17 protein-coding genes are annotated in these 18708 nt (G+C 35.5%); 7 read left to right on the top strand and 10 right to left on the bottom strand.

The window, feature by feature from the left end:
• Positions 1-5: 5 nt before the first annotated feature.
• Together LUA90_RS07705 and LUA90_RS07710 are read right to left on the bottom strand one after the other, a co-directional pair.
• The gene (locus tag LUA90_RS07705; protein ID WP_231459009.1) at positions 6-1103 is read right to left on the bottom strand and encodes a VWA domain-containing protein; all 1098 of its coding nucleotides are present in this window, start codon (positions 1101-1103) and stop codon (positions 6-8) included.
• A 353-nt stretch (positions 1104-1456) separates the two neighbouring features.
• A complete protein-coding gene (locus LUA90_RS07710) occupies positions 1457-2335 on the bottom strand; it encodes a carbohydrate kinase (protein WP_231459010.1) in 879 nt (292 codons plus the stop codon).
• A gap of 81 nt (positions 2336-2416) precedes the next feature.
• On the opposite strand from LUA90_RS07710, the gene LUA90_RS07715 reads away from it, so the two are divergent.
• Positions 2417-2842, top strand: a complete 426-nt coding sequence (locus LUA90_RS07715; RefSeq protein ID WP_231459011.1) for a DUF4440 domain-containing protein — start codon at positions 2417-2419, stop codon at positions 2840-2842.
• Here LUA90_RS07715 and LUA90_RS07720 read toward each other — a convergent pair.
• From LUA90_RS07720 to hemW, 7 genes are all read right to left on the bottom strand, one after another.
• On the bottom strand, positions 2839-4104 hold the full coding sequence (locus LUA90_RS07720; protein ID WP_231459012.1) for a DUF5690 family protein: 1266 nt from the start codon (positions 4102-4104) through the stop codon (positions 2839-2841). The genes LUA90_RS07715 and LUA90_RS07720 overlap by 4 nt on opposite strands.
• Positions 4105-4282: 178 nt before the next feature.
• On the bottom strand, positions 4283-4897 hold the full coding sequence (locus LUA90_RS07725; protein ID WP_231459013.1) for a sugar O-acetyltransferase: 615 nt from the start codon (positions 4895-4897) through the stop codon (positions 4283-4285).
• A 172-nt stretch (positions 4898-5069) separates the two neighbouring features.
• Positions 5070-5948 carry a cupin-like domain-containing protein gene (locus LUA90_RS07730; protein WP_231459014.1) on the bottom strand — a complete coding sequence of 293 codons (879 nt, stop codon included), beginning with the start codon at positions 5946-5948 and terminating at the stop codon, positions 5070-5072.
• A gap of 127 nt (positions 5949-6075) precedes the next feature.
• Positions 6076-6861 (bottom strand): DUF3050 domain-containing protein, encoded by a 786-nt coding sequence (locus tag LUA90_RS07735; protein WP_231459015.1) that lies wholly within the window; start codon positions 6859-6861, stop codon positions 6076-6078.
• 202 nt (positions 6862-7063) lie between these two features.
• Complete coding sequence (locus tag LUA90_RS07740; protein ID WP_231459016.1) at positions 7064-7615, bottom strand: fasciclin domain-containing protein; 552 nt, start codon at positions 7613-7615, stop codon at positions 7064-7066.
• A gap of 323 nt (positions 7616-7938) precedes the next feature.
• The gene (locus tag LUA90_RS07745) at positions 7939-8721 is read right to left on the bottom strand and encodes an SDR family oxidoreductase (protein WP_231459017.1); all 783 of its coding nucleotides are present in this window, start codon (positions 8719-8721) and stop codon (positions 7939-7941) included.
• Between the two features lie 119 nt (positions 8722-8840).
• A complete protein-coding gene (hemW, locus tag LUA90_RS07750; RefSeq protein ID WP_231459018.1) occupies positions 8841-9974 on the bottom strand; it encodes a radical SAM family heme chaperone HemW in 1134 nt (377 codons plus the stop codon).
• A gap of 95 nt (positions 9975-10069) precedes the next feature.
• Between hemW and LUA90_RS07755 the strand changes: the two genes are divergently transcribed.
• The 6 genes from LUA90_RS07755 (at position 10070) to gldN (ending at position 16732) form a co-directional block, all read left to right on the top strand.
• Positions 10070-11047 (top strand): DUF4271 domain-containing protein, encoded by a 978-nt coding sequence (locus tag LUA90_RS07755; RefSeq protein WP_231459019.1) that lies wholly within the window; start codon positions 10070-10072, stop codon positions 11045-11047.
• Between the two features lie 15 nt (positions 11048-11062).
• Positions 11063-11833 (top strand): uroporphyrinogen-III synthase, encoded by a 771-nt coding sequence (locus tag LUA90_RS07760; protein ID WP_231459020.1) that lies wholly within the window; start codon positions 11063-11065, stop codon positions 11831-11833.
• 222 nt (positions 11834-12055) lie between these two features.
• Positions 12056-13384 (top strand): SUMF1/EgtB/PvdO family nonheme iron enzyme, encoded by a 1329-nt coding sequence (locus LUA90_RS07765; protein WP_231459021.1) that lies wholly within the window; start codon positions 12056-12058, stop codon positions 13382-13384.
• Positions 13385-13433: 49 nt separating this feature from the next.
• Positions 13434-14243, top strand: coding sequence for a gliding motility protein GldL (gldL, locus tag LUA90_RS07770; RefSeq protein ID WP_231459022.1), 810 nt, complete (start codon positions 13434-13436; stop codon positions 14241-14243).
• Between the two features lie 40 nt (positions 14244-14283).
• Positions 14284-15819, top strand: a complete 1536-nt coding sequence (gldM, locus tag LUA90_RS07775) for a gliding motility protein GldM (RefSeq protein WP_231459023.1) — start codon at positions 14284-14286, stop codon at positions 15817-15819.
• A 7-nt stretch (positions 15820-15826) separates the two neighbouring features.
• Positions 15827-16732, top strand: a complete 906-nt coding sequence (gene gldN, locus LUA90_RS07780) for a gliding motility protein GldN (protein WP_231459024.1) — start codon at positions 15827-15829, stop codon at positions 16730-16732.
• Positions 16733-16855: 123 nt separating this feature from the next.
• Here the strand turns inward: gldN and uvrC are convergent, their stop codons facing one another.
• Complete coding sequence (gene uvrC / locus LUA90_RS07785; RefSeq protein WP_231490688.1) at positions 16856-18658, bottom strand: excinuclease ABC subunit UvrC; 1803 nt, start codon at positions 18656-18658, stop codon at positions 16856-16858.
• Positions 18659-18708 lie beyond the last annotated feature (50 nt).

Below are 18708 nucleotides of genomic sequence, written 5' to 3' on the forward strand. Positions count from 1 at the left end.
TTAACTTATTTAACCGTTTTCCTTCTGTTTTTAATATAATCTTCAAAAATGTATTCACCTAATCCGTTAAGTGAACTATAAAAAGCCCTGCCGCCGTTTATTTCGGTAAACTGACGAACAAATTGTTGCAGATAAGGGTCTTTTGCAATCATAAAGGTTGTAATTGGGATTTTTAAACGCTTGCATTGAGCGGCCATATTCAAGGTTTTGTTAATTACCTTTCTATCCAAACCCATACTATTTTTGTAATATTTACCATTTTCTTTTAAACAGGTTGGTTTTCCGTCTGTAATCATGAAAATTTGTTTGTTGTGCGTTTTTCGCCGGCGAAGTAAATCTGTTGCCAGTTCTAAACCTGCAAAGGTATTGGTATGGTACGGGCCAACTTGCAGATAGGGCAAATCTTTAACGGTTATTGGCCAGGCATCATTACCAAAAACAACAATATCCAAAGTATCTTTTGGGTATTTGGTTTTAATCAGCTCGGCTAAAGCCATAGCCACTTTTTTTGCAGGTGTAATTCTATCTTCGCCATACAAAATCATCGAATGCGAGATATCAATCATCAACACGGTAGATGTTAGCGTTTTAAAATCCTTTTCTTCAACTTCTAAATCTCTGTCTGTTAAAGTGAAATCGCCAATACCATGATTAATTTGTGCATTTTGGATAGAAGCCGTCATATCAATCTGGTCTAAACTGTCGCCAAAATTATACTCTCTTCTATCAGCATTTTTTTCCTCGCCTATGCCGCTTTGGTTGCTATTGTGGTTACCGCGACCAGACTTTTTAAGTTTTCCAAAAATCTCATCTAAAGCAGATTTTCGAATGGTTTGTTCGGTTTTGGCTGTAATTTTAAATTCACCAGATTGATTATCCTCAGTTAAATAACCCTTATCTTTCAGGTCATCGATAAAATTCCCGATGCCGTAATCATTGTTTGTTAATTTATATTGTTTATCAAGTTCATTTAGCCAGCTTAGTGCCTCAGCGGCATCACCGGCAGTATAATTTAGCAATTCGCTAAATAATTTAAGCAACTCCTCAAACCCACCTTTTGGCGTTTCGCCAGGCTTATAATCAGAAAAACGGAAACCTCTCATGTGCTTTTAGTAACAGATTACTAAAGGTAAAAGTTTCAACGTGTATTAATTTAAGCGTGGTGTCATAATTTAGTTATGAGTCATAGCAGAAATTGGTTATGGAGAAAATTCAAAATAATAAGGACGTTCCCCAATGCCGATGAAAAACCGGGAAAGGGTCGGGCTTTCCAGGGCTTCGCTTCGCTGCGGTACCGATGAAAAATCGGTACTAAACCTTTCCTGCCTACCGAAGGCAGGCAATCCCTAACGCAAAACCCAGCGTATTAAATCAGAATACAGTAATAATGGAGATTGCAAATTGGTTCGGTTTTACTTTCTGTATTAGACTGAGTTTTGTAGCAAAAAATCTGTGGCTAACCTAAAGCCATGTGGTAAATCTTTTTATTGTACTCTGGGTTTGCACCAGGCTGCGATGCCACGAAAGCACCAACTTTACAAGCATTATCTAAAATTGTTTCCATTGGGTAGGCTTGCAGGTAACACGCTACAAAAGTTGCTAAAAATGCATCGCCTGCACCAACTGTATCTGCCACCTTAACTTTGTAGCCGGCATGCTTAAATAATTTACCATCTTTTAAAACGCATGCGCCTTTATCGCCAAGCGTAAGGCAAATAATTTCGATGCTAAAAGTAGATGCCAGCTGTTTCAGTAGCTGTTCGTTTGAATTGCCTGTTAAGCCAAAAGCTTCTTTTACCCAAACAATTTCCTCTTCGTTTATTTTTAAAATATCTGCTTTGGTTAATAATTGTCCAATCAGTTCCTTTTCAAAAAATGGTGCCCGCAGGTTAATATCGAATATTTTTGTTTTAGCAACCTCCAGCAATGAAAGTACCGTTTTTCTTGATGTTTCATCCCGGCAGGTTAAGCTACAGTAAACAAAAGCATCAGCATTTTGCACTGCGTTCAATACATCAAAGGTAAGTTGAATGGCATCCCAGGCCACTGGTTTTACAATATTATAAGTGGCTTGTTGCGTTTCATCAAGTTTAACTTCTACGGTACTGGTTGGCAAATTACTGGTTTGAATTAAATCTGTTGGAAAGTGCTGATTACTTAAAAAATTTATTAGTTCTTCCCCAAGTTGATCTTTACCGATGGCACTTATAAATTTGCTTTCAATGCCTTGTTTATGCAAATTTAAAGCTACATTCATCGAAGAACCACCTGCATTTCTTCTTTCCGGGAAAACATCCCATAAAATTTCACCAATAGATGTTACTGTTTTGCTCATAGATATTACTTTGTATAAAGAAACAAATTTCTATAGCTTTTAAATGAAATAAAACGCATATTTATTTTTTAATTTACAATCATGCGTATTCGAATCATTCTCTTCCTGTTATCAATTTCTTTGTTTGCCCAGGCGCAAACGCCAAAAGACAAAACGGCCATTTTAAAAGTTTTAGAAACCCAACGATTGGCCTGGAACAAAGGCGACCTTGAAACTTTTATGCAGGGTTATGTAAAAAGTGATAGCCTGCTTTTTGTTGGTAGCAGCGGATCAACTTATGGCTGGCAAAAAACTTTAGATAATTACCGAAAAACTTATCAAGGCAAAGAAGGGATGGGCCAGTTAACTTTTGGCATTAAAAAAGTAGATTTTTTAAATAAAGATGTGGCATTTGTTTTAGGTAGCTGGTATTTGAAACGAGAAAAAGATGAACCTCAAGGTTATTTTACGCTACTTTTTAAAAAGCTTAATGGAGAGTGGAAAATTTTTGTAGACCACTCGAGCTAAGCAACTGCCTTGATTTTTTTAAACTTCGATTTAAAGTATTGAAGCGAAAAAATAGTAAGTAAAATTCCAATTACCGATAAAATAATTACGCTATTGGAGAAAAACGTTACCCAGTTTAATTTTACTTTCAGAATTTCTTTGCTGAATAAAACACCTATACTGCCTACGTAACCGAAAGAATCGGCAATGTAAATTAAAAATCCTACGTTGCTGGTGTACTTAAAAGTAGAAATCAATCTATCAAAAAATACCGCATTAAAAGGTATGTAAACCATGTAAAGCCCCAATCCGGTTAGTGTCATCCACCAAATTGGCGGCAACATTTGGGCTTTAAAAAGTAAACTAAAAGTACCAGCGAATAAAAACCCAATTAAAATAAAGTAATGCGCCAACTGTAAAGCCTTAAAGTTGTTTTTAATCAGCACCATGCTGCCAATTAATATCAAAACAATTAATGTTATTGGTGTTTCAGTTTTGGCGAATATGGAAGGCTGATTAAAAAAGCCCATCTCTTTCCACATTTCGGCGCTGAAATTATCTCTGATATCTCTAAAAATGGTAGCGAAACAATAAATAATTACGCAGGCCAGTAATCCCCAGAAAAAATCTTTAATAAATAACTTTCTATCGGCGCTGGTCATTGGAATGCGTTCTGCCCTGTGTTTTATGTCTTCAGCATCAGGTGGTGGAATTTTTTCCATCAGATAGATAAAGAACATTAGCGGCATCGCAAAAACCAAACCCGTGTAAAAGGGTATCAAAAATTCAGAAATATTAAAGCTTAAGCTTAGCCACAAGCCAACAGATTTTACAAAACCAGATGCAAAAATAAAACTCACGGCTAAGGTTGCGCCTATAAAATCGGTACTTCGCCTACCCTCAACATAAGAAAATACAACGCCCCAAAGCATACCTAACGGAAAACCGTTTACAAAAAGAAAAATTACGTTGTATGGAATTGGCGTAATGGCAAAAAACAGCCAGCTTAACCACGAGATACCGGTTAACACAATAATAATTTTGCCGCGTCCGGTTCTTTTTAATTCTGAAATAAACTTTATGCCATAAAATTTGGCCAGCAAATAACCAAGCATTTGCGTAATAACCAACACGGTTTTGTAGCCGTAACCCGCAATGGTTAAACCATCAAAAGTTGCAACCGTAAACGATTTCCGAAAACCAAAAATCATGGTATAAGCTAAAAAAACCACAACAGCTGCGTATAAACCGGTTTTAAATTGCTGATTGTTTTTCAAAGCCATATTTGAAGATAGCCTATTTTTTTAGAAAAGCAATGTTGTCACTTTTGGCAATTTCAGCCCTTCTTTACACTATATCTTTTCGCTACGCTCAAAGGATGCCGTTTCAATAAGGTTTAAATAACAACCTTCTGCAATTCTTCTGAAACTTTGCATCCCTCAGGGCTAATCTAAAACAGCTTTATTCACCTAATTTAAAATCTTTGTAGTAGTAATCTTTATCAGCATCTGTTAAATGGCGAATAACGCGGCAAGGATTTCCGGCAGCGAAAACATTATCGGGTATATCACGGGTAACAATACTTCCTGAGCCGATAACCACGTTCGAGCCAATGGTAACACCAGGATTTATCACCACGTTTCCACCAATCCAAACGCTGTTGCCTATGGTTACTTCTTGTGCCCATTCATATTCCTGATCGCGTAAGTGTGCATGTATAGGGTGCCCGGCTGTGTAAATGGCAACGTTTGGAGCAATAAAAACGCTATTGCCAATACTAACTTTAGCGCAATCTAAAACCACCAGGTTAAAGTTTGCATAAAAGTTATCGCCAATTTCGATATTGTAACCATAATCGCAGCGAAATGGTGGCTCTACGTAAAACATTTTTTCTGTTTTGCCAAATAACCGCTTTAGTAACTCTTTTCTTTGCTTTATAAATTTTGGCGCCAGGTTGTTAAACTCGTGAACAATTTCTCTGGCTTTTAATCTTTCTTGAGCTAATTCAGTTCCACCGGCTTGGTAAGCTTTACCGGCAAGCATTTTTTGTTTTTCAGTCAGTATTTCGTTTTCCATCTATCGAAGATAAAAAAGTTTATGAATTGCACCAATTCGACTTAATATCATGACAGCAAACTCACGTAATGTTAAAATTTCCAAAATAAAAAAACGGGGCAATCGAATAATCGACTGCCCCGCTGAAATTGCTTTCCCCAAACCGATTAAACGGTTTAAATTGTATTTTATTTTATGGTTTTCCTTTTGCTAATGCATTTTCTGCAATAACCACAGCTTTTTTCTCTCTCCAATGTGCATATTTCTCTTTAAAAGCCATTTTAATCAAGCTATCTACGGCGCCATGTCTAAACAAACTCCACACACTTGCAACTTTACGAGAGATAGATTGATCCCAGGCACGAAGGCTTAATGAGAAAGAGCCATCAACATATTTCATCCAGTGCCACATACCGGTTGGCATAAATAAAGTATCACCATGCTCTAAAAATACTTCGTAGCCTTCTACACCTTTTAAAGCCGGGAATTTCTCAAAATCCGGATTATCTACCTTGTAATCTTCTAAGGCATAAGTTGCATTTGGCAGGCAGTATAATCTATCTTTCCATTTATAATCAAAAAGGATAATGTGTTTTCTACCACCAAAATGGGTATGGAAAATATGAGGTAAATCAATATCGTAATGTAAAAACGTTACCGAGTTTGAACCACCAAAAAACATCGCAGGCATACTTTCTATAAATCCTCCCATTAAATCTTTGGGTATTTTTATATCGTTAATTAAGCTTGGTACTTTTTTAAACAAGTTGAAAAAGAAAATGCGAAGTTCTGTAGGTTCGCGTTTTATCAAATCCAAGTAATCGCCAAATTTCATGTGTGCCGTGGCGGCATTGATAGGTTTTGATGGATCGGCTTTAGAATTATCATACAATGGCACTTCTAAATCACCCCCAATTTCCTTTAAATATTCAGTTGTCCATTTTTCTCTTGCGGGCCAATCTTTAGTAAGGCCTCTAATTACCAAAGGACGTTTAGTTTTCAGATAATTCTTCTTAAATTCCTCTGGTGTGATATTCTCAACAATATCTACAGGTTTTAAAATGAAACTCATGGGCTTAAAATCGGCTGTTTATACCGAATAACAAATGTGTGAATTTTATTTAATAATTTTGTTACGAACCTTCATTTGTGACGAAAATCACTTATTTCTATCTTAACAATTTTTTAATAATTAATTGTTACGCCACAACTTTCTGTTTAATTATTTCATTGTATGCTGCATCCCACAAATCAATACGACTTTGCAGTGCCAGTTTTGCAGTTTGTTCTGCTTCTGCCCAAAAAGTTTCGTTTTGCTCGCAAAGTTTCTCCGTCATAGATAATGCTAAGTGGCTATGGTGGTCGCCATCTACTTCAATATGTCGCTCCAGGTAATATTTAAAAGTAGAAACATGCTCTGGCTTTGTACTATTTAAATCGTTAACCATACTAAAAAACATATTTGGTATTAAATCCTCTCTGCCAAAAGTAAAACTTGCCGCCTGCAAATGTGCTTTATTGTTGTTAATGGTTTCAAAAGTTGCCTTCACAAAATTTCTTGCTGCAGCTGGCACCTGTGCAAGTTCAAAAGCCATATCAAAATCTCTCCCGTTTTGTAAAGAAGTTAAGAAGTTTTTTATCGATTTTATATTTGCACCGCACTGCTCCATCGCATCTATATACATTTCAAAGTGGCTTTTTATGTTTCCATTTGCATCAACATCGCTTTCTTCGCCTGCAACAATCTCGTTTATCAACTGGCGTGAAACAGCATCGCCAACCGGAAACCAAGGTAGTGTTGTACAGGTTAAATTTATTTGTAGCGATTTAAGTAACGACATAAAATCCCATACGGCGTAAATATGGTGTTCCATAAAAACTTGCAAATCTTCTAATTCACTAATTTCGCTGTAAACTTTATGGTTAATAATTTGCTGCCTTAACGGCTCAATATTTTGCTGAATTTTTAAAATGTTGGGATTCATTGTTGTCTATTTTAATAATCAAATGTTTAAGCGCAGCTGATTATTCTATTGAGCAGTAAAATTATGTACATAATCATCATCAATAGTAAAATATTAAAAAACCTGAAATAAGGCTGACAATTAACATTAATGCTGATTAATAAACACAAAAAAACGCTTCTACCTAAGTAGAAACGTTTAAGTTATAGTATCAGGACGTGAATTATTTTGGCATCAAAACAGTGTCAACAACGTGGATAACACCATTTTTCTGATTAACATCGGCAATAGTTACGGTGCTCATTCCACCTTTTTCATCTTTCAAAATAAGCTTTTTACCTTCCATCCAAGCCCAAAGTTTACCGCCTTGTACAGTAGTAAGCTCTGCTTTACCACCACCAGCTTTAATTGCTGCAGCAATTGCTTTACTATTCATTTTACCGGCAACAACATGGTAAGTTAAAATTTTTGTAAGTGTAGCTTTGTTTTCTGGTTTAACTAAATTATCAACTGTTCCTGCAGGTAATTTATCAAAAGCTGCATTGGTTGGTGCAAATACGGTGAATGGTCCGGCACTTTTTAAAGTTTCTACCAAGCCTGCTGCTTTAACCGCTGCAACTAGAGTTGTGTGGTCTTTTGAGTTTACCGCGTTATCAACAATATCTTTAGTTGCATACATTGCTGCACCACCAACCATTGGGTTTTTTTGAGCGTAAACCTGACTTGTAAATGCCATTGTAACAACAGCAATTGCAGATAAAATTAATTTTTTCATTATTTCTAATTTTTAAGTTTTTGTTATTTGATTCCATTTACGATAGCATACCGATGCTTGGATTTTAATAAGTAGAAATCTTTATGTAAATTATTGATAATGAAGGGTTTTATTTTTATTTTGAAAGATACTGAAGATGTATTTTTGAATGTTAGTCCGCCTTTTCGCTAAATCTTTTTTGCCGCAACACTTAACTTAGAAATACTATTTATTAAAGTGCTCAGGAAACTTTTTATTTTAATCAAAGGCAAAAAAGTATACCGCCTCAATACGGTTTATTTTACGCGGGTTTTTGCTAATATTTAAGTTGCTATTGCAAAGGGTTAAGTAACTTTTGCCTCCCTAACTTTTTTCGAAAATATTTTAGGGAAAAAGCGCTTAAGTAAAACTGCTTTGGTTTCTTTACCACCAATGTTAACTTCTTCCTTTTTGGCCGAAACTGCTTTTACAATTTCTTTTGCACAATCCTCTGCACTCATTCCATTCGCTTGTGCATCATCCATTGTTCCTTGCGTTTTGCCGCTTGCCGTTAGCGCATTTACAGAAACATTTGTTTTAATAAATCCGGGGCAAACAATTGTGATGTCTATATTTTTATCATAAACTTCTGAGCGTAAAGAATCAAAATAGCCGTGTAATGCATGTTTTGATGCCGAATATGCAGAACGTAATTTGGTGCCAAATTTACCAACCAAGCTACTTACTACAACAATTTGTCCGCCACCGTTTGCTATCATATTTTTAACAACACTTTTACTTAAAACGGCTGTACCCCAAAAATTTGTAGCCATAATTTGCTGTTCCGTTTCTGTATTTGTTTCTAAAGCCAAACTCCGCTGACTAACACCTCCGGAGTTGATAAGCAGATCAATTTTTCCGAAAATTTTGATGGCATCTTCAGCCTTTTGTTCTAAAATTTCGGTTTCACTTAAATCGAAAGGTAAAACATGTACATTAAAAGAATTTTGGCAGTTTCCTTTAACTCTAAATAATTCATCACGGTTTCGGGCAGAAATAATGAGCTTGTGGCCGGCTTTAAAATATTCGTAAACTAAAGCTTCGCCAATGCCTGATGAAGCGCCTGTAATCCATACAATTTTAGACATAGGTTTTATTTAAGTTAATGATTGAATTATAAATTATTGATTGATAGAATGAATAAGTGATGAGTTGGAGCATCCATAGATTTGGATATTGATACATTAAAAATTCAATCCTTCAAACTTCACTCATTCTCAATTATAAATAATTCTGATGCAATATAATCAGCAAAAAGCTTTCCGTTTTCGCTCAATTTTATGGTGTTATTTTCAATATTTAGCCAATCTTTATTTTCAAAACGGCGTAAATTATGCTTGGTTTCTTCAAGAAAATCTTTACCAAAATCTGTTTCAATTTTTTGCAAGTCGGTTCCCCAAATTGTCCTCAATGAAGTCATTATGTATTCGTTAAATCTATCATTTAAACTTAATTCTTCAACAACCTCTGGTAGTTTATTGCTTTGAAGGCGCTCTATGTATAAAGCATTATTTGCCGGATTCATATATCGGTTTCTGCCATCAAAACCATGTGCCGATGGGCCAATTCCAATATAATCTACACCTTTCCAATAATTGGTATTATGAATGGCATAAGCATGGGGTTTTGCAAAATTTGATATTTCATAATGCTCAAAACCTGCATTTTTCAGTTTTTCCATCAGTATTACAAACTGCGATGCACTTTGATTGTCATTTACCGGGCTTTGCTGTTTCATTTTTATGGCATGCGCTAAGGCTGTTCTAGGCTCAACCGTTAAAGCGTATGCAGATACGTGAGGGACACTCAGCTCTATAGCTTTTTGAATGTTTATTTCCCATTTATCATCAGTTAAAAGCGGAAAACCATAAATTAAATCTAATGTTAGGTTCTCAAACCCTGCATCCTGACTTCTTTTGATGCAATTTTCTGCTTCATCTGCGTTATGTGCCCGGTTCATCCAAACTAAATCCTCATTAAAAAATGACTGAACGCCAACGCTAAAGCGATTTACAGGTAACTGTTTTAGTTCCTTTAACTTTTGAGCTGTCAAATCATCAGGGTTGGTTTCGATAGTAATTTCAGCATCAGCGCTAACAGAATAAGTTTGATTTATCGCATCAAAGATTTTTTGCAATGCCGCTTGAGATAGGATAGAAGGTGTTCCTCCACCAATATAAATACTTCCAACCTGTCCGTTTATTCTATCTTTTTTAAATTTGATTTCTTTGCATAAACTTTCAACCATTTCATCGGCATACTTTAGCGATGTACTAAAATGAAAATCGCAATAGTTGCAAGCCTTTTTGCAGAATGGAATGTGAATATATATACCTGACATTGGCGCAAAGATACATCATATAATAAATCCATTTATTTTCTTTAGGTAAACAATGATTAAACAGCTATTTTTGCAGCAACAACTCTTACTATTAAATGCTTAAACACATTCTAATCCTTTTTACATTAATTTTTTGTGCAGATTTTGCCTTTGCACAGCAAATTTCACCCGTAAAGGATAGTGTTTCAGTAGCTAAATATAGTTATAGAAGATATAGAGTTGATTCTGCAACTTTAGCAAAACAAAAGTTTGTAACGGATTCTATCATTCGCCATACGTGGGTATTAGCAGATAGTGCCATAAATAAAAATGCCTTAATTGATAGCGTTCAAAAAGAATATCTGTTTCCAACCCTTGATTTACGTGCCTGGCAACTTAAATACAAAGATTTTAAGAAAAAGGAAAATCCATACCAATTAGGTAAATCTATACCAAAAGGAAATGTTTATCTTCTTGGTTTTATATTTATCATGTTAGTTGTGTTTGCTATTTTGAAGAATGCTTTTTCAAAACAACTATCGGCAATAGTACAGTCTTTTTTTAGTAATCGTATTTTAAACAACATCAATAAGGAAGATAACTTATTTAGTTCCTGGCCCTTTTTACTTTTATTTATACAATTCGGATTCATTTTAGGAATGTTTTTCTTTCTCGTTGCACAGTATTATAATATGTATCAGGCAATGGATGGTTTTAAATTTTTCTTCTCTATATCTCTGATAATTATTGTTTTTTATGCCTTAAAACTTTTGATTTTAAGATTCTTAGGTTTTCTGTTTAACATGCAGAAACCAGTAGGAGAGTACATTTCTATATTATATTTAAGTTATTTTAATGCTTCATTATTGTTTATTCCTCTAGTTGTAGCATTTGCCTTATCGCCTTTGAAATATGGCGCCATATACATCGGGATTGCCATTCTCCTGCTGGTAATTATATTTGCTTTTCAGCTACTTAGGGCGGGTATCACCATACTCTCAAATAATAAGTTTTCTAAAATGCATTTATTTTTGTACTTTTGCGCCCTCGAAATATGTCCTATTTTAATACTAATTAAAACGATAGGGCTGTAGCAGAAATAAAGGAAAATGCAAGAAAACAACGACTCTAGAATCCGTAAAGTAAAAAGTATTTTAGTTACTCTACCGAAACCTGAAACTGAAAAATCTCCTTACTATGATTTGGCTAAAAAGCATAATTTAAAAGTCGATTTTAGGTCCTTTATTCACGTTGAAGGCGTGCCTGCAAGAGATTTCAGAAAGGATAAGATTAACCTTGCGGATTTTACAGCTGTAATTTTCACAAGCAGGAATGCCGCAGATCATTTTTTCAGAATTTGTGAAGAAATGCGTTATGATGTTCCTGCCGAACTTAAATATTTCTGCTTATCTGAAACAATTGCTTTATATCTTCAAAAGTACATCCAATACCGTAAACGTAAAATCTTTTTTGGTAAGCAAACTGCTGCAGATTTAGCAGAAGTTTTAAAAAAGCATGCTAACGAGAAATTTTTGTATCCTTGTTCTGATGTAGCAACTGAAGATACGATGAAATTTCTGGAGAAAAGCGGTTATGATTTTACACCTGCTGTTTTATTTAGAACTGTGGTGAGCGACCTATCTGACCTTGCTGAGGTTTTTTATGACGTAATTGCATTTTTTAGCCCATCTAGTATTCAATCCCTATTCAAAAATTTTCCCAACTTTAAACAGAACAATACCCGTATTGCCGCGTTTGGAGTAAATACGAGCAAAGCTGTAACCGATATGGGTTTAGTTGTTGATATTGCTGCGCCAACTCCTGGAGTACCTTCAATGACAATGGCCATTGAGAATTACATCAAAGTTTCGAATAAATAAAAAATAATCCCTATATTTTTTTAATTAGTAATAATAAACCGCAACTTTTTGAGTTATAGCAGGATAACGTCTTGTTTGTAACGGAAATATTAGGTCTGAGACGTTTGAAAAACTGTTCTTATACCCATATTAATGAGGTTTCGTGTAAATTTCTTGCTTTTATTATTTATTTAAATGATTTTTGATACAATTCCTAATTGTGTTTTTACACTATAAAAAAATATGAAGAAAATTTACCTTCTGTCTATATTGGCTGTGACAGTATTGCTTGCTAGCTGTGGTCATGGTGGCCAAGGTGAGCTTGTTGGCTCTTACAACCGTAAATTTAAGAATCAAAGAATTCCATTAGGTATGGTTTATATTCCACCAGGGCATACACCACTTGGTGGTTCTGATGAGGATATTACCTTCTCTCAAGCCGGACCAAGCAGAATGACTACCATTCCTGCTTTCTTTATGGATCAAACTGAAATTTCTAATGCTGAGTATCGCCAATTTACTAAATGGGTTCGCGATTCGATTGCTATTGTTGCAATGGGTTATCCGCAACAATATATGATGACTCAAAAAGGTGCAGCAGCTAATGCATTGGGCGGTGAAAAATATATTGATTGGAAAAAGGTCGGTAATGGCTCGGGCATTTGGAGCGGTAAAGGGAAAGGTGCGAATGCTGCTAATGCAAGTCAGCTGGATAATATGTACTATTCTGGCTTAGATGCTTTACCAGGTAAAAAGGAAATTGATGTTCGCAAACTTGAATACGCTTACGGCATATTAAATTTTGATAAAGCTGCTATTGGACATAAAGATCCTAACAGCAAGCGTCAGGATTATATTGATAGGTATACCATTGCGGTTTATCCGGATACAATGGTTTGGAAAACAGATTATTCATATTCGCAAAATGATCCAATGGTTAGAGGTTATTTTAACCATCCATCTTATGACGATTATCCGGTTACAGGTGTTAGCTGGGAGCAAACACAAGCTTTTGCACATTGGCGTACACAATTATACCAAGGCGTAGCTTCTGCCAGAAAGATGCCTGCTAATGCAAGAGCAGATTACAGGTTGCCATCAGAATCTGAATTTGAATATGCAGCAAGGGGTGGTAATACAAAAACTAAATATCCATGGGGCGGTCCATACATCAGAAATACTAAAGGATGCTTACAGGCTAACTTTAAACCTGGTCGTGGAGATTACTCTAGCGATGGTGGTATTTATACAGTCGGTGTTCGTTCTTATTTCCCTAATGATTACGGTTTGTATAATATGGCTGGTAATGTGGCCGAGTGGACACAAACCGCTTATAACAAATCAGCGGCGCCACTTTTACATGATTTAAGCCCTAACTTTACTTATGTTGCCGGAAAAGAAGATAGCAAATATTTAAAACGTAAAGTGGTTAAAGGTGGATCATGGAAAGATACAGGCTATTTCTTACAGAATGCGGTATCAACTTATGAATATCAAGACCAACAAAGATCTTACATAGGTTTCAGATGTGTATCATCATTATATGGTACAGATTTAAGAAATCGTAACTAACAATTCAAACAAACTAAAAACTAAAGAAAAACATTTTAAGAAATTTTTTATGGCAGCAAAGAAACAACCAAGTTGGTTACACGTAGCGATTTCATGGGGAGCAAGTGTTGTAATTATCGGAGCATTATTTAAAATATTGCACCTGGGCGGAATATTGGGTAACTATATGATTGGTGCAGGCTTAGGTATTGAGGCTTTATTGTTCTTTTTAACCGGATTTTTCCCGCCAGAACCAGAACCAGCATGGGAAAGAGTTTATCCGGAATTGAGGGAAGATTTTAAAGGAGAGTTGCCTGTTGCTTCAGCTAGACCACAAGCGGTAGCAGTTTCTGCTCCAACGTCAGCAGCTTTAGATAAAATGTTAGCTGATGCAAAGGTTGGTCCTGAATTAATTGAAAGCTTAGGTAACGGTTTACGCACATTTGGCGATAAAGTAGCGGCTATTTCAAATGTAGCTGATGCTTCTACTGCAACAAACGAATTTACAAGTAAAGTAAAAACTGCTTCTGCAGGATTTGATAATTTAAGCGTTTCTTTTGAAAAGGCTACCGCTAATTTAAAAGCTATGGGCGATAATAGTGTTAATGCTCAGGCTTATCACGATCAGGTTAACAACTTAGCTAAAAACTTATCTGCTTTAAACGCAGTTTACGAATTAGAGTTACAAGATTCTTCTGCACACTTAAAATCGATGAACAAATTCTATTCAAACTTATCACTTACCATGCAAAACTTTAACGAATCGATGGAAGATTCGAAACAGTTTAAAGAAGAAGTAAATAAGTTGGCTAAGAACTTATCATCACTTAATGCCATTTATGGTAACATGCTTTCGGCTATGAACAGCCCAAGAGTTTAATTATTTTAATTTTAACTTAATTAGAAAAGCTACATAAGAAATGGCAGGCGGAAAAGAAACAACGAGGCAGCGGATGATCAATATCATGTATTTGGTATTGTTGGCTATGCTTGCCCTTAACGTATCAGACACAATATTAGATGCCTTCAAAAACATCAACGATAGTTTAGATACTTCAAAAAATAATGTTAATACAAGTATTGAACAACTTTTTTCATCTTTCGAAAATTCAAAATTAAAGGAAGAACCAGCAAGAGCGCAACCTATTTATGATAAAGCTAAACAGGCAAAAGCAGCGGCTGATGATTTGAACAATTACATCGAAAGTATTAAGAAGAAATTTACAGTTGCCGGCGATGGTATAAATCCCGAAACTGGTGATTTAACCAACAGAGATAATCAGGATATTTCTCCAAGTATCATGATAAATCAAAAAGAAGGCGCAAAACTTAAGGATAAAATTAATGCAACCCGCGAGAAATTAATTTCTTTGCTCGATGCACAGGATAGAGCCTCGGTTACGTTTTCTTTAGAGGCTAAAGATCCGGCTAGAAAAAGAAAAGGAAACTGGGAAGAAACACTTTTTGGTGAAGGTACGCCATTAACTGCTGCAATGACCATTTTAACTAAACTTCAAACAGATACTAAAAACGCTGAAGCTGAAGTGGTAAAAAAGTTATTCGGAAATATGGATAAGGCTATTGTTAACATTGATAAGTTTGCGGCTGTTGCAGTTGCGCCAACTTCTTATGTTATTCAAGGTCAGCCCTACACTGCAGAGGTATTTTTAACTGCAAGCGATTCAAGATCGAACCCTGATATTAGCGTTGGTGGCGGTAAGCTGAATGTAAAAGAAGGTAAGGGAACTTACACTGGTGGTACTGGTAGTGTAGGTGTTTTCAAGTGGGTTGGAACAATCCGTGTGCGCCAAACTGATGGTCAGATTAAAGAATACAAAACACCTGAACAAACATATCAGGTTGCAAAACCTTCTGCAAGCGTTTCATCAGATAAAATGAATGTAATTTATGCAGGTATTCCGAATCCGTTCTCTGTATCTGCTGCAGGTTTTCCATTAGAAAGTGTTAATGCTAGTGCATCAGGTGCATCTATGAGTAAAGTTGGTGCTGGTAAGTATAACGTACTTGCAAGTGGTTCGCTGGTTGGTTCAGAAGTTTCAATAAATGTTACCGCATCAAATGCAGGTAAAACGGTAAGCTTAGGCTCTCAAAAATTTAGAGTTAAAGCTATTCCTGCTCCAATTGCAAAAGTTGGTGGTAGAATTGGTGGAGATGTTTCTTCAGTACAATTAAAAAGTGAAACAGAAATTGAAGCAGATTTGGATGATTTCCCATTTGATGTTTCTTTTAAAATTTTAAGATATAAAATAACAGTAATTAAACCACGCTCTGAAGCGGTTACGATAGCAGGTAGCGGCGGTAATTTTGCTGGTGCTGTTAAAAGTGCGATGAATGCAATAACACCGGGCTCAAAAGTTTTCTTTGATGATATTGTATCTCAGGGACCAGATGGCCGTCAGAAAATTTTGCCTTCGGTTTCATTTAACGTTAAATAATAAAACGATGAAAAGGATTATAAGCTTTGCGGTTTTAGTTTTATCAACAGGTTTAGTTTACGCTCAAACGCCTTTAAAGAAAAAGGCGCCGGTGCAGCAATCAACGAGTAATGTTGTTACTCCTGTAGATTCAACCAAAAAAGTTTCAGTTAAAAAGAAACTTAAGGTGCCACCAAAAGATGGTTTCTATGCCCGTAAAGATATTGATAGTACGGAAATGGTACCTTTTGCAGATGTGCGTGAAGAGGATGTTTTTTATGCAAAACGTATCTGGAGAGAGATTGATTTAAGAGATACGGTGAATTCAGTTTTAAAATCACCTAAATCTAGATTAATTGATGTTTTAATTGCTTCAATCAAGGCAGAAGAATTAACAGCCTATGCGCCAATTGATAGTGTTTTAAACGAAGATGATGCCTTTCATATGCCTTTAAGTGCAGATTCTGCTGCAAGAAATGCGCTTGGAACATCAGAGGTTTCTAACAATAAAACAGGTACAGTAACTACTGTTGTTAATGATTTCAATCCTGAATCATTCTTAAAGTTTAGAGTTAAAGAGGATTGGATTTTTGATACAAAACGCGGAATTTTCGAACCTCGTATTGTTGGTATAGCGCCTTTAAAATTCAATGAAATTTCTAAAGTTTGGCAGCCGGTATTTTGGGTAAGTTACGATGAGTTAAGACCGATTATCGCTCACAAACGATTGATAAATACCAATAACGATGCATCAACCTTGAGTTTCGATGATTTTTTTATCCGCAGATTATTTAGCAGTTATATTGTTAAAGAATCTAACCCGGGTGATAATAAACTGAGGGATATTATTTCAGACCCAAGAGAAAGATTGATGGAATCTGAAAGAATTAAAAAAGCTGTTCTTGATTACGAGCAAGGACTTTGGGAATACTAAAAAAGCAAAAGGCTTCGACTCAACATCGAAGCCTTTTTTTTGGCCTATTCTTATTGCAAGGCATGAACAATCTTAAATATGGTTACTTCTTGCCTTTTCGCTATTGATAAAATTTAAGGTGCTTTACGCTTCCTTAAAATATTCTAAAAGTGTTACCGTTTGTTTTTTGTTCAAAACTTCCGAAAGTTCTTTCTCTGTAGCTTCTCGTATCTTCTTTACAGATTTGAAATGCTTCAGTAATTTATTAGCGGTAGTTTTTCCAATGCCTTCAATTTGATCCAGTTCTGTCTTTAATGTGCCTTGATCGCGTTTTTTTCTGTGGAAGGTAATTCCAAAACGGTGGGCTTCATCTCGTAACTGTTGAATAATTTTCAGAGTTTCAGATTTTTTATCCAAATAAAGCGGATATGAATCGCCGGGATAAAATAACTCTTCTAATCTTTTAGCAATGCCAATAACAGTAACCTTGTTGTAAATACCCAAGTTTTTTAAACTTTTAACTGCCGATGATAGCTGCCCTTTACCACCGTCAATAATGATAAGTTGAGGTAGAGGCTGGTCTTCTTCTAACATGCGTCTATAGCGCCTAAAAACGGCTTCTTCCATGGTTGCAAAATCATTCGGACCTTCAACGGTTTTAACATTAAAGTGGCGGTAATCTTTTTTAGAAGGTTTTGCATCTTTAAAAACCACAATTGCCGAAACCGGATACTTACCTTGAAAGTTAGAGTTATCAAAACATTCTATATGACGAGGTAATTGCGTTAAACGCAAATCCTTTTGCATTGTGGTTAAAATGCGATCAACCCTTAAATCTGGGTTAAGTTTTTCGTATTGATTTAATTTTTCCTTTTTAAAGAATAGTACGTTTTTTTGAGAAAGTTCGAGTAGTTTCTTTTTCTCACCTAATTTCGGAACGGTGAATTTTAGATTATCATCTTCTAAAGAAAGCTCAAAGGGTACAATAATTTCTTTAGATGTACTGTTAAATTTGGTTCTAAAATCTAGCATCGCTAATGTTAAAATCTCATCATCACTTTCATCCAATTGTTTTTTAACCTCTATGGTTTGCGTTTGAATGATTGTACCATTCATCACTTTTAGGTAATTCACAAAAGCATAACGCTCATCCGATGCAATACTCACTACATCAACATTGGTTATAGCGCTATTAACAACCGTAGATTTACTTTGGTATTTTTCTAATACTTCTAATCTTCTGGCGTATTGATGTGCCTGTTCAAAGTTTAATTCTTCTGATGCTTTTTTTATTACACCTTTAACATCGCGGATAACATTAACGATTTTACCGTTTAAAATTTCTTTAATCTCGCCAATATTTTTATCATAGTCGGCTTCACTTTGTAATGCCTGGCAAGGTCCTTTACAGTTTCCAATCTGATACTCCAGGCAAACTTTAAACTTTCCTTCAGCAATATTTTTCTCGTTTAAAGGTAAATTACAGGTACGTAAAGTGTAGGTTTCCTTAATTAAGTCGAGTATGGTATGCATCATACCAATCGAGCCATAAGGTCCAAAATAAGTTGAACCGTCTTTTATAACTTTTCTGGTCCAATATATACGAGGGAAGTGCTCATTTTTTACAATTATCCAGGGGTAGGTTTTATCGTCCTTTAAGTTAATATTAAACTTTGGCTGATGCTTTTTAATTAAGCTATTTTCGAGTAACCAGGCATCAATTTCTGTATCAACAATGGTAAAAGTTATCTTCCTGATGCGAGAAACCAGCACTCTAGTTTTACCGTTAAACTGGCTTTTATCGGTATTAAAGTAAGATCCAACGCGATTTCTTAAATCTTTGGCCTTGCCAATATACATCAGCTTCCCTTCAGCATCCCAGTATTGATACACCCCAGGTTTGTGGGGTATTGCCGTTAGTGCTGTTTTATGGTCGAAACTGCTCATTAATATTTTTATGGGATTTTGTAATGTGCTTTAATAAAATTTTGGGCGTG

The sequence above is a fragment of the Pedobacter sp. Leaf170 genome (genome assembly GCF_920984665.1).
In the GTDB taxonomy this organism is placed as follows: Bacteria; Bacteroidota; Bacteroidia; order Sphingobacteriales; family Sphingobacteriaceae; genus Pedobacter.

What these genes read in the sequence shown, in the direction of transcription:
- LUA90_RS07705 (WP_231459009.1), bottom strand. Translation starts at nt 1,103, where the DNA reads ATGAGAGGTTTCCGTTTTTCTGATTATAAGCCTGGCGAAACGCCAAAA.
- LUA90_RS07710 (WP_231459010.1), bottom strand. Translation starts at nt 2,335, where the DNA reads ATGAGCAAAACAGTAACATCTATTGGTGAAATTTTATGGGATGTTTTC.
- LUA90_RS07715 (WP_231459011.1), top strand. Translation starts at nt 2,417, where the DNA reads ATGCGTATTCGAATCATTCTCTTCCTGTTATCAATTTCTTTGTTTGCC.
- LUA90_RS07720 (WP_231459012.1), bottom strand. Translation starts at nt 4,104, where the DNA reads ATGGCTTTGAAAAACAATCAGCAATTTAAAACCGGTTTATACGCAGCT.
- LUA90_RS07725 (WP_231459013.1), bottom strand. Translation starts at nt 4,897, where the DNA reads ATGGAAAACGAAATACTGACTGAAAAACAAAAAATGCTTGCCGGTAAA.
- LUA90_RS07730 (WP_231459014.1), bottom strand. Translation starts at nt 5,948, where the DNA reads ATGAGTTTCATTTTAAAACCTGTAGATATTGTTGAGAATATCACACCA.
- LUA90_RS07735 (WP_231459015.1), bottom strand. Translation starts at nt 6,861, where the DNA reads ATGAATCCCAACATTTTAAAAATTCAGCAAAATATTGAGCCGTTAAGG.
- LUA90_RS07740 (WP_231459016.1), bottom strand. Translation starts at nt 7,615, where the DNA reads ATGAAAAAATTAATTTTATCTGCAATTGCTGTTGTTACAATGGCATTT.
- LUA90_RS07745 (WP_231459017.1), bottom strand. Translation starts at nt 8,721, where the DNA reads ATGTCTAAAATTGTATGGATTACAGGCGCTTCATCAGGCATTGGCGAA.
- hemW (WP_231459018.1), bottom strand. Translation starts at nt 9,974, where the DNA reads ATGTCAGGTATATATATTCACATTCCATTCTGCAAAAAGGCTTGCAAC.
- LUA90_RS07755 (WP_231459019.1), top strand. Translation starts at nt 10,070, where the DNA reads ATGCTTAAACACATTCTAATCCTTTTTACATTAATTTTTTGTGCAGAT.
- LUA90_RS07760 (WP_231459020.1), top strand. Translation starts at nt 11,063, where the DNA reads ATGCAAGAAAACAACGACTCTAGAATCCGTAAAGTAAAAAGTATTTTA.
- LUA90_RS07765 (WP_231459021.1), top strand. Translation starts at nt 12,056, where the DNA reads ATGAAGAAAATTTACCTTCTGTCTATATTGGCTGTGACAGTATTGCTT.
- gldL (WP_231459022.1), top strand. Translation starts at nt 13,434, where the DNA reads ATGGCAGCAAAGAAACAACCAAGTTGGTTACACGTAGCGATTTCATGG.
- gldM (WP_231459023.1), top strand. Translation starts at nt 14,284, where the DNA reads ATGGCAGGCGGAAAAGAAACAACGAGGCAGCGGATGATCAATATCATG.
- gldN (WP_231459024.1), top strand. Translation starts at nt 15,827, where the DNA reads ATGAAAAGGATTATAAGCTTTGCGGTTTTAGTTTTATCAACAGGTTTA.
- uvrC (WP_231490688.1), bottom strand. Translation starts at nt 18,658, where the DNA reads ATGAGCAGTTTCGACCATAAAACAGCACTAACGGCAATACCCCACAAA.